This is a genomic window from Streptomyces diastaticus subsp. diastaticus (assembly GCF_011170125.1).
GTDB classification, from domain to species: Bacteria; Actinomycetota; Actinomycetes; order Streptomycetales; family Streptomycetaceae; genus Streptomyces; species Streptomyces diastaticus.
Genome location: NZ_BLLN01000003.1, coordinates 1695449 through 1706635, shown reverse-complemented (window position 1 = coordinate 1706635; position 11187 = coordinate 1695449). Strand labels below are relative to the sequence as shown.

Annotated in this window: 1 protein-coding gene (running past one end of the window); it reads right to left on the bottom strand. The window is 76.8% G+C overall.

Annotated elements, in window-relative coordinates; genetic code table 11:
• Positions 1–8 precede the first annotated feature (8 nt).
• Positions 9–11187: the end of a type I polyketide synthase gene (locus Sdia_RS15965; RefSeq protein ID WP_191835346.1), read on the bottom strand. The gene runs 17513 nt beyond the window's last position; 11179 of the gene's 28692 nt are visible here — the last part of the coding sequence; the start codon falls outside the window, past its right edge — the gene reads right to left on this strand; it ends in the stop codon at positions 9–11.

The window sequence follows — 11187 nt, the reverse complement described above, 5'->3', positions numbered from 1 at the left end:
TGGCTCCGTCAGTCCCGCTCTTCGTCAGGGTTACCGTTGAGTGCCGCCTGCACCAGGCCGTCGACGTCCATGGCGTCGATCGACGCGTCGTAGGACTCGTCGGCGTCGGCCGCCGTGGCCTCCTGGTCCGTACCGGACCCGGCCGGGTTCTGCCCGGCGAGGTCCAGCAGTTGGTCCAGGAGCCCGCTCTCGCGCAGCCGGTCCACGGGGAGCCGGGCGAGGGCGGCGCGCACGGCCCGCTCCTCGTCGTCGGCGCCGGCCGCGGCGGGGGCACCGGAGGTGCCGGCGGGCAGGAGCTGTCCGAGGACGTGGTCGGCGAGGGCGGCGGGGGTGGGGTGGTCGAACACGAGGGTCGCGGACAGGGTGAGTCCGCTGGCGGCGCCGAGCTGGTTGCGCAGCTCGACGGCGCCGAGGGAGTCGAATCCGAGGTCGCGGAAGGCCCGGTCGGGGCCCACCTGATCGGTTCCGAAGTGGCCGAGGACCTCGGCGGCGCGCTCGCGCACCAGGGCCAGGACCGTCTGGGCGCGGCGGCCCTCGGGGAGCCGGGCCAGCCGGTCGCGCAGCGACGGGCCGGTGGTCGCGGTGTCGCCGCCGGCCGAGGCACCGGCGGCCTTGAGGGCGGCGTACGCGGGCATCTCGGCCAGCAGGCTGCTGGGCCGGACGGTGGTGAACGCGCGGACGAACCGGTCGGGGTCGACGTCGGCGACGACGGCGACCGGGTCGCTGCCCGTGACGACCTGCCGCAGCGCCAGGACCGCGAGGTCCGGGTCGAGCGGCCGGATGCCGGTACGGCGGGCGAGCGCGGCGGCGCGGACTCCGTCGGCCATGCCCTCCCCGCCCCAGGCGCCGTACGCCACGGAGGTGGCGGGCAGCCCCTCGGCCCTGCGTTGTTCGGCGAGGGCGTCGAGGACCGCGTTGGCGGCGGCGTAGGTGCCCTGGCCCGGGTTGCCGACGGCGGCGGACGCCGAGGAGAAGAGGGCGAACACCTCCAGGTCGTGGGCGCGGGTCAGTTCGTCCAGGAGCAGCGCGGAGGTCACCTTGGCGCGGAAGACCGCGGCGAAGCGCTCGGGGGTCAGAGCGTCCACGACGCCGTCGTCGAGCACGCCCGCGGTGTGGATGACGCCGGTGAGCGGCGTGTCCTCGGGGATGGCCGCCAGGACGGCGGCCAGGGCCTTCCGGTCGGCGGTGTCGCAGGCGGTGATGACGGGTTCGGCGCCCAGCGCGCGCAGGTCGGCGGCGAGTTCGCCGGCGCCGGGCGCGTCGGGTCCGCTGCGGCTGAGCAGGACCAGGCGGCGTGCTCCGGCGCCGGCCAGGCGGCGGGCGGTGCGGGCGCCGAGGGCGCCGGTGCCGCCGGTGATCAGGACGGTGCCGGTGGGCTTCCAGTCGCGGGGGGTCTCGGGCCGTACGGCGGCGAGTCGACGGCCGAAGACCGCGCCGGGCCGGACGGCGAGCTGGTCCTCGCCCTCGGGGTCGGCGAGGACGGCGGCGAGCCGTTCGGCGGTCCGGGCGTCGACGGCGAGCGGCAGGTCGACGGTGCCGCCCCAGCGCCGCGGGTGTTCCAGCGCGGTGACCCGGCCGAGTCCGTGGACGGCGGCCTGGAGCGGTGCGGCGACCGTCTCGGCGGGCGAGACGGCGGCGGCGCCACGGGTGAGGCACCACAGGGGGGCGTCGGTGCCGGCGTCGCCGAGCGCCTGGACCAGGGTCGCCGTCAGAGCGGCGCCGACCGGGACGCCGCCGGCCAGGGCGCCCGTCCCGTCGCCGGGTTCCCCGGCGACCGCGAGCAGCGAGACCACACCGGTGAACGGGCCGTCGGCGTCGAGCCGTGCACGGAGGGCGGCGGCGAGACCGGCGCGGTCCTGGCCGGCGACCTCCAGGAGCTGGGCGCCCGTGCCGAGCGCGGTCAGGACGGCGGTGGTCCACGGGTGGCCGGCGTGGTCGGCGGGAACGACGGCGAGCCAGGTGCCGGCGGGAGTGCCGGCGGTGGCCCGGTTCAGGGGCCGCCAGGCGATGCGCTGGCGCCAGCCGTCCACGGTGGCCTGGTCGCCGTGCTTGCGGCGCCAGTCCCGCAGGGCGGGCAGGACGCGTAGCAACGCCTCCCCGTCGACGCCGAGTTGCCCGGCGAGGGAGTCGAACTCCTCGTCCTGGACGGCGGCCCAGAAGGCCGCGTCCCCGGCGTCCGGCGCCGGGGCGTCGGCGGCGGGTGCCTCGTCCGGCCAGAACCGCAGTCGGCGGAACGGGTAGGTGGGCAGGTCGACGCGGCGGGCCCCGGTCCCGTCGAGCAGCGCGGACCAGTCGAGGGGCTGGCCGGCCGCGTGCAGCCGGGCCACGGCGGCGATCAGGGCCTGCTCCTCGTCCCGTCCGGTGCGCAGCGCCGGGACGACCGCGGGGGCGGGGCGGTGCTCGTCGGCGAGGGTGTCCAGGGTCTCCTGGGCGAGGCCGCAGAGGACTCCGTCGGGGCCGAGTTCGAGGTAGCGGGTGGCGCCGCGGACCGCGAGGGTGCGGACACCGTCGCCGAAGCGGACCGCGCCGCGGACGTGCTCGACCCAGTACCGGGGGTCGCACACCTGCGCGTCGGTGGCCGGTCCCCCGGTGAGGTTCGACACCAGGGGCAGCTTCGGCGGGGTGTACGACACGCTCCGGGTGACCCGTTCGAAGTCCTGAAGCATGGCGTCCATGTGCAGTGAGTGAAACGCATGGCTCACCCGCAAACGCCTAGTCTTCCTGCCGCGTGCGGCGAACTCCTCGGCGAGCGCGGTGACCGCGTCCTCGTCACCCGAGACCACGACGGAGTCCGGGCCGTTGACGGCGGCGAGGGAGACCCGGTCGGTCAGGTGCGGGCTGACCTCCTCCTCGCCGGCGCGTACGGCGACCATGGCGCCGCCGGCCGGTAGCGCCTCCATGAGGCGGGCGCGGGCGGCTACGACGCGGCAGGCGTCCGCCAGGGAGAGCACCCCGGCCACGTGGGCGGCCGCGATCTCACCGACCGAATGACCGGCGAGCAGGTCGGGCCGCACGCCCCAGGACTCGACCAGCCGGTACAGGGCCACGCCGAGGGCGAACAGGGCGGGCTGGGTCCAGCCGGTCCGGTCGAGGAGCTCCGCCTCGGCGGTGCCCTCGTCGGCGAACATCACCTCGCGCAGGGGCCGTTCGAGTTCCTGGTCGAAGTGGGCCAGTACCTCGTCGAGGGCGGCGGCGAAGACCGGGAAGCGGGCGTACAGGACACGGCCCGCGCCGGCCCGCTGGGAGCCCTGGCCGGGGAAGAGGAACGCGGTCCGGCCACCGGGGGTCGCGCGGTCGCGCAGCGCGGCGGGGTGGGCGCGGTCCTCGACGAGTGCGGTCAGCGCGTCGAGCAGGTCGTCGCGGCCGGCCACGGCGAGGACGGCCCGGTGTTCGAAGGCGGACCGGGTGGTGCCCAGGGAGAGCGCCAGGTCGGCGACGGCCGGCAGCTCCGGGGCGCCTGCGGTGAGCCGGTCGCGGAGTCGGACGGCCTGCTCGGTCAGGGCGTCCGCGGTGGCCCCGGACAGCGGCACCGGCAGGGTCCGTACGGCGCCGGTGGCGTCCGGTGCGGGCCGCGCGTCCCGCGCCGGGGCGGCGGGCTCGGCGGGTGCCTGCTCCAGGATGACGTGGGCGTTGGTACCGCTGGCGCCGAAGGAGGAGACACCCGCGCGGCGGGGGCGGCCGGTCTCGGGCCAGTCTGCGGCCTCGGTCAGCAGGCGGACCGCGTCCGGGTCCCAGGCGACGTGGCGGGACGGCTTCTCGGCGTGCAGGGTGCGCGGCAGGGTGCCGTGCCGCATGGCGAGGACCATCTTGATGACGCCGGCGACGCCGGAGGCGGCCTGGCTGTGGCCGATGTTGGACTTGACGGAGCCGAGCAGCAGCGGCCGGCCCTCGGGCCGGTCCTGCCCGTACGTCGCCAGCAGCGCCTGCGCCTCGATGGGGTCGCCGAGGGTGGTGCCGGTCCCGTGGGCCTCCACGGCGTCGACCTCGCGGGGGGTGAGCCCGGCGGCGGCCAGCGCCTTGCGGATGACGCGCTGCTGGGACGGACCGTTGGGGGCGGTCAGCCCGTTGGAGGCGCCGTCCTGGTTGACGGCGGAGCCGCGCAGGACCGCCAGGACCTCGTGGCCACGGCGGCGGGCCTCGGAGAGGCGCTCGACGACGAGCATGCCCACGCCCTCGGACCAGGCGGTGCCGTCGGCGGCATCGGAGAAGGGCTTGCAGCGTCCGTCCGGGGAGAGCGCGCCCATCTCGCCGAACTCGACGAAGCCGACCGGGGTCGACATCACGGTGACGCCGCCGGCCAGGGCGAGCGAGCACTCACCGGCACGGATCGCCTGGGCGGCGAGGTGCAGGGCCGTCAGGGACGACGAGCAGGCGGTGTCGACGCTGACGGAGGGGCCCTCCAGCCCGAGGGTGTAGGAGAGCCGCCCGGAGAGGAGGCTCGCGGACTGGGCGGTCTCGACGTGCCCGGACTGGCCGACGGCGGGGCGGTAGTCGCCGCTGCCGCCGCCGACGAAGACCCCGGTGTCGCCGCCGTGCAGCGCGGCGGGGTCGATCCCGGCCCGCTCCAGTGCCTCCCAGGCCGCCTGGAGGACGATCCGCTGCTGCGGGTCGATGACCAGGGCCTCGCGCGGGGAGATGCCGAAGAAGGCGGGGTCGAAGTCGGCGACGTCGTAGAGGAAGCCGCCCTCGCGGGTGACGCTGCGGCCGCGGCCGTCGCGGTCACCGTGCAGCAGCTTGTCGAGGTCCCAGCCGCGGTCGGTGGGGAAACCCCCGATGGCGTCGGTACCGGACCCGAGCATCGCCCACAGGTCCTCGGGGGAGCGGACGTCGCCGGGGTAGCGGCAGCTCATGCCGACGATGACGATCGGGTCGTCCGCGTCGGCGGCCCCCCGCGCGGAGAGGTCGCCGGTACCGGGCGCGGTGTCCTCTCCGAGGAGTTCGGTGAGGAGGTGGCCGGCGAGCGCGGTGGGCGTCGGGTAGTCGAAGACGAGGGTCGCGGGCAGGGTGAGCCCGGTGGCGGTGGCGAGGCGGTTGCGCAGGTCGACCGCGGTGAGCGAGTCGAAGCCGAGGTCCTTGAAGGCGTTCTCGGCCGGGACGTCACCGGCGTCGGCGTGACCGAGCACCGAGGCGACCTCGGTGAGCACGGTGGCGAGCAGGGCACGGACGCGCTCGGCGGGGTCCGACTGCCGCAGCCGCTCGCGCAGTTCCGCCGCGGTACCGGCGTCCGCCCCGTCGCCACCGGCGTCGCTCAGGGCCGCGCGTGCCTCGGGCACCCCGGTGAGGAGCAGGCCGGCGCGGGCCCGGGTGAACGCCGGGGCGAACCGGTCCCAGGCCACGTCCGCGACGGTCACGGACGCGGGTGCGGCCGGGTCGGCCGCCCCCGCGCCGATCGCGGGGGCGAGGGCGTCGAGCGCGCGGGCGGGATCCATGGCGGGCAGGCCGTTGGCGCGCAGGTGGGCCGCGAGGCCCTCGGGGCCGGCCCCCTGCCAGGCGCCCCAGGCGACCGAGACGGCGTTGGTGCCGCTGGCGCGGTGCTGCTGGACGAGGGCGTCGAGGCACACGCCGGCCGCGGCGCCCGCCCCCTGCCCCGTGACGCCCCACACGGCGGAGATGGAGCCGAAGACGACGAAGGCGTCCAACTGCCGGGAGCCGGCGGCGGTCACCAGCGCCTCGTAGGCGGCGCGCGCCTCGTTGATGCCGGGCGCGTCCTCCGCGCCGGTGTCGCCGGTGTCGCCGGTGTGGACGATCGCGGTCAGCGGCCGGTCGGCGGCCAGGGCCGCCAGCGCCTCGACGAGCGGGGCGGCGTCGGCCGGGTCGGTGTGCCGGACGGTGGTGAGCACGGCGCCCGCGGCCGCCATCTCGGTACGCAGGGCCGTGGTGACGGCCTCGTCCGCGTCGCCGGGGCCGGCGAGCAGTACCTCGGCGGCGCCGTGTGCCGCGAGCCAGCGGGCGACGTGCCCGCCGAAGCCCTCGGCGCGGCCGGTGACGAGGACGGTCCCGGCGGGGCGCCAGGTGACGTCCGTGGCGGGCGCGTCGGCCCGGGACAGCCGCCGGCCGAAGACACCGGAGGTACGCAGCGCCACCTGGTCCTCGGCGGTGCCCGCCGGTGCGGCGGTGGTCAGGACGGCGCGCAGGCGGCGGATGGTACGGGCGTCGGCGACGTGGCCGACGTCGACCAGCCCGCCCCAGCGCCCGGGCGCCTCCAGGGCGAGGACCCGGCCCAGACCCCACAGGGCCGCGTGGCCGGGGTCGGCCGCGGCGTCGGAGCGGCCGACGCAGACGGCCTCGCGGGTGACGCACCACAGCGGGGCGTCGATCCCGGCGGTCTCCAGCAGGCGCAACAGAGTGTCGGGACGGGCGGTGCCGTCCGTCCCGGTGCCGGCGAGCAGGGAGAGGACTCCGGCGTACGCGGTGCCCTCGGCCGCCGCGCCGAGCAGGGCGGCGGTGCCGTCCTCGTCGGCGGCCGGGACGGCGAGGCGCACGGCGCTCTCACCGAAGGCGCCGGCGAGGGCCTCGGTCCACGGGTCGCCGTGTCCGGCCGGGACCAGGACCAGCCAGGGGCCGTCCGTGCCGTCCGCAGCGGCCTCGGGGACGGGTACGGGCTGCCAGGTGACGCGGTAGCGCCAGCCGTCGAGCAGGGTCCGTTCGGACCGGCCGCGGCGCCAGGTGGACAGGGCGGGCAGCACGCTCGACAGGACCGTGTCGTCCAGTTCGAGGGTGGCGGAGAGCGAATCCAGGTCCTCGCGCTCCACGGCCGCCCAGAAGGCGGCGTCGACCGGGTCCTGCGCCGTGGCCGGGTGCGATCCGGCCGCGGGCTCGGGCCAGTACAGCTCGCGCTGGAAGGCGTAGGTGGGCAGCTCGGTGCGGCGGGCGCCGGTGCCGGTGAAGAAGGCGGCCCAGTCGACGGCGACGCCGGCGGTGTGGAGCTGGGCGAGGGCGGCGAGCAGCGCGTGTTCCTCGGCGCGGTCCTTGCGCAGGGCCGGGACGCCGACACCGCCGGAACCGTCCTCGGTCGCATCGAGGACCCGGGCGGCCAGGCCGGTGAGGGCGCCGTCGGGGCCGATCTCCAGGAAGGCGTCGGCGCCGGCTTCGGCGAGGGCGCGGACGCCGTCGCCGAAACGGACCGCCGCACGGACGTGCCGCACCCAGTACTCGGGATCGGTGAGCTGTCCGGCCTCGGCGAGCGCACCGGTCACGTTGGAGACAAGAGGGATCCGCGGCTCGGCGTAGGTCAGTGAGCGGGCGACCTCGCGGAACTCCGCGAGCATCGGCTCCACCAGCGGCGAGTGGAAAGCGTGGCTGACCGCCAGACGGCGCGTCCTACGACCCTCCGCGGCGAACTCGGCGGCCAGAGCAAGGGCCTCGTCCTCGGCCCCGGCGATCACCACAGAGCCGGGGCCGTTCACCGCCGCCAGCGACAACCCGTCGGTGAGCCGCGCCGCGACCTCGGCCTCACCGGCCCCCACCGCCACCATCGCCCCACCCCCGGGCAACTCCCGCATCAGACGAGCCCGGGCACCGACCAGCGCACACGCGTCCACCAACGACAACACCCCCGCCACATGCGCCGCCGCGATCTCACCGACCGAATGCCCCGCGACGAACCCCGGCGAGACACCCCACGACTCCACCAACCGGTACAACGCCACCTCGACCGCGAACAACGCCGGCTGCGTGAAACCCGTCGAGTCCAGCAGAACCGCCGCCCCAGAACCCTCCTGGGCGAACAACACCTCCCGCAACGGACGCTCCAGACCCACATCAAGGCGCGCCATCACCCCGTCCAGCGCCTCCGCGAACACCGGAAAGCGGCCGTACAACTCACGACCCATCCCCACACGCTGCGAACCCTGCCCCGAGAACAGGACGGCGAGGCGGCGTTCGGTGGCGCGGTCGCTGACGGTCTCCAGGGGTTCTCCCTCGGCCGTGACCAGGTGGACGGCACGGTGGGCGAAGGTCCCGCGGCCGGTGGCCAGGCTGTAGGCGGTGTCGAGTGCGGGGACCTCGGGCCGGGCCTGTGTGAAGGCGGTCAGACGTGCGGTCTGGGCCGTCAGGGCCTTCTCGGACCGGGCCGAGACCAGCCACGGCACGACGGCCGGCGCGCATGCGGGCTGCGTCGCCTCGGCGGCTTCGGCGGCTTCGGCGGCCGGTCCGGCCTGCTCCAGGATGACGTGGGCGTTGGTGCCGCTCACCCCGAAGGCGGAGACGCCGGCGCGTCGGGGGCGGCCCGTCTCGGGCCAGGCCCGGTGCTCGCGGACCAGTTCCACCGTGCCCGTGGACCAGTCCACGTGCGAGGACGGGACGTCGACGTGCAGGGTGCGCGGCAGTTCGCCGTGGCCGAGCGCGAGGACGGTCTTGATGACGCCGGCGGCGCCGGCGGCGGCCTGGGTGTGGCCCAGGTTGGACTTGACGGTGCCGAGCAGCAGCGGGTGCTCCGGGTCGCGGCCCTCGCCGTAGGCGGCGATCAGGGCGTGGGCCTCGATCGGGTCGCCCAGGGAGGTGCCGGTGCCGTGCGCCTCGACGGCGTCCACGTCCGCCGGGGTGAGCCCGGCGTCGGCCAGTGCCTGGCGGATGACACGCTGCTGGGCGCGGCCGTTGGGCGCGGTGAGGCCGTTGGAGGCGCCGTCCTGGTTGACCGCCGAGCCGCTCAGGACGGCGAGGACCGGGTGGCCGTTGCGGCGGGCGTCGGAGAGCCGCTCCAGGACGAGGACGCCGGCGCCCTCGGCCCAGGCGGTGCCGTCCGCCGTGTCGGCGAAGGCCTTGCAGCGGCCGTCGCCGGCCAGTCCGCCCTGCGCGGTGAACTCCACGAAGGCGTCGGGGCTGGCCATCACGGAGACGCCGCCGGCGAGGGCCAGCGAGCACTCGCCGGAGCGCAGCGCCCCGGCGGCCATGTGCATGGCCACCAGCGCGGAGGAGCAGGCGGTGTCGACGGTGATCGCCGGGCCCTCCAGTCCGAGGGTGTAGGAGAGGCGGCCGGACATCACGCTGGCGGTGGTGCCGGTCGCGGCGTGGCCCCGCACGTCGGTGGTGCCGCGGCGCAGCATGGTGGCGTAGTCCTGGCCGTTGGTGCCGACGAAGACGCCGGTGGCACTGGAGCGCAGGCGCCGCGGGTCGATGCCGGCCCGCTCCAGGGCCTCCCAGGAGGTCTCCAGCAGCAGGCGCTGCTGCGGGTCCATCGCCAGGGCCTCGCGGGGGGAGATGCCGAAGAACGAGGCGTCGAAGAGTCCGGCGCCCTCGAGGAAGCCGCCCTCCAGGGTGGCGGAGCCGCCCCTGCCGAGCGATTCCAGGTCCCAGCCTCGGTCGGCGGGGAAGCCGGAGACGGCGTCGCGGCCCTCGCCGAGGAGCTGCCAGAGTTCCTCGGGCGACTCGACGCCGCCGGGGAAGCGGCATCCCAGGCCGACCACGACGACCGGGTCGGTCCGGGTGGCGCCGTCGGCCGTGGTCCCGCCCGCGGCCGGCTCGGGCAGGTCGGGCAGCTCGGGCAGGATCTCGGTGAGGAGGTGGGCGGCGAGGTCGCGGGTGGTCGGGTGGTCGTAGACCAGGGTCGCGGGCAGCCGCAGGCCGGTGGTGGCGCCCAGGGCGTTGCGCAGTTCGACGGTGGTGAGCGAGTCGAAGCCGAGGTCGGTGAAGGCCTGGTCGGCCTCGACGGCATCCGGGTCGGGGTGGCCGAGGACGGCGGCGACCTGGGCGCGCAGGAAGTCCAGCACGTACCGCTCGCGGGCGGGGCCGGCCAGGGCGGCGACCTGGCGGCGCAGCGCCGGTTCGGTGTCACCGTGGGCGGTGGCCGCGCCGCTGGTCGCCCGTACTTCGGGCAGGTCGCCGACGAGGCTGCGGTGCGGGGCGAAGACGGCGGCGTAGCGCGGCCAGTCGATGTCGGCGACGACGAGTGCGGTGTCGCGGTGTCCGACGGCCCCGTCGAGGGCGGCGAGGGCGTCCTCGGGGCTCATCGGGGTGAAGCCGCCGCGGCGGACCCGGTCCTCGACGCCGGTGCCGTCGCCGGCCATGCCGGTGCCGGACCACGGGCCCCAGGCCACCGAGGTGGCCGGCAGGCCCTGTGCACGCCGGTGTTCGGCGAGGGCGTCGAGGTAGGCGTTGGCGGCGGCGTAGTTGCCCTGTCCGGCGGCGCCGAGGGCGCCGGCGGTCGAGGAGAACAGCACGAAGTCGGTGAGGTCGAGGTCGCGGGTCAGCTCGTGCAGGTGGGCGGCGGAGCGGGCCTTGGCGGCGAGGACGCCGGCGAACCGCTCGGGGGTGAGGGTGTCCAGCAGGCCGTCGTCGAGGACGCCCGCGGCGTGCACCACGGTGGTGAGAGGGTACTCGGCGGGCACGGTGGCCAGGAGCGCGGCGAGCGCGTCGCGGTCGGCGGCGTCACAGGCGGCGAGGGTGACCTCGGCGCCCAGCTCCCGCAGTTCGGCGGCGAGTCCGGCGGCGCCGGGGGCGTCCGGTCCGCGCCGCCCGGTGAGCAGCAGGTGCGGCGTGCCGCGGCCGGCCAGGAGCCGGGCGACGTGAGCGCCGAGGGCGCCGGTGCCGCCGGTGATCAGAGCGGTGCCCTCGGGGGCGAAGGGGCGCGGGCGGCCCTGGGGGGCCGGGTGGTGGGCGATCCGCCGCGCGTAGGTGGCGGAGGGCCGGACCGCGAGCTGGTTCTCCGTGCCGGGCGCGGCCAGGAGTTGAGCCAGTCGCCGGACGGCCCGGTCGTCGGTCCGCTCGGGCAGGTCGACGAGGGCGAGGTGGCGCTCGGGGTGCTCCAGGGCGGCGACGCGGCCCAGGCCCCACAGGGCCGCCTGTCCGGGGCGCGCCAGGCGGTCGGCGCGTCCGGTGCTCACGGCCTGCCGGGTGAGGACCCAGACGGGCGCGGTGATCCCGGCGTCGTCCAGGGCGGTCAGGGCGGTGGCCGTCGGCGCCACGGCGCCGGTGCCGGCCGCGTCGTCGGTGGTGGCGGCGGCGGTGTCGAGGGCCAGCAGGGCGAGGACGCCGGCGAAGCCGCCCTCGGGGCGTGGCAGGCGGCGCAGGGTGTCGGCGAGCGTCGCGCGGTCGGGGCCGGTGAGGTCGACGGTGGCCTCGGCGGTGTCCAGGGCGAGGGCGGCCAGGAGGGCCTCTGCCTCGGGCGCGGGGGCAGCGGCCGGGCGCAGGACCAGCCAGGTGCCCTCGGGCCGCCCGGTGGGGGCTCCGTCGAGCGGTTTCCACACGATC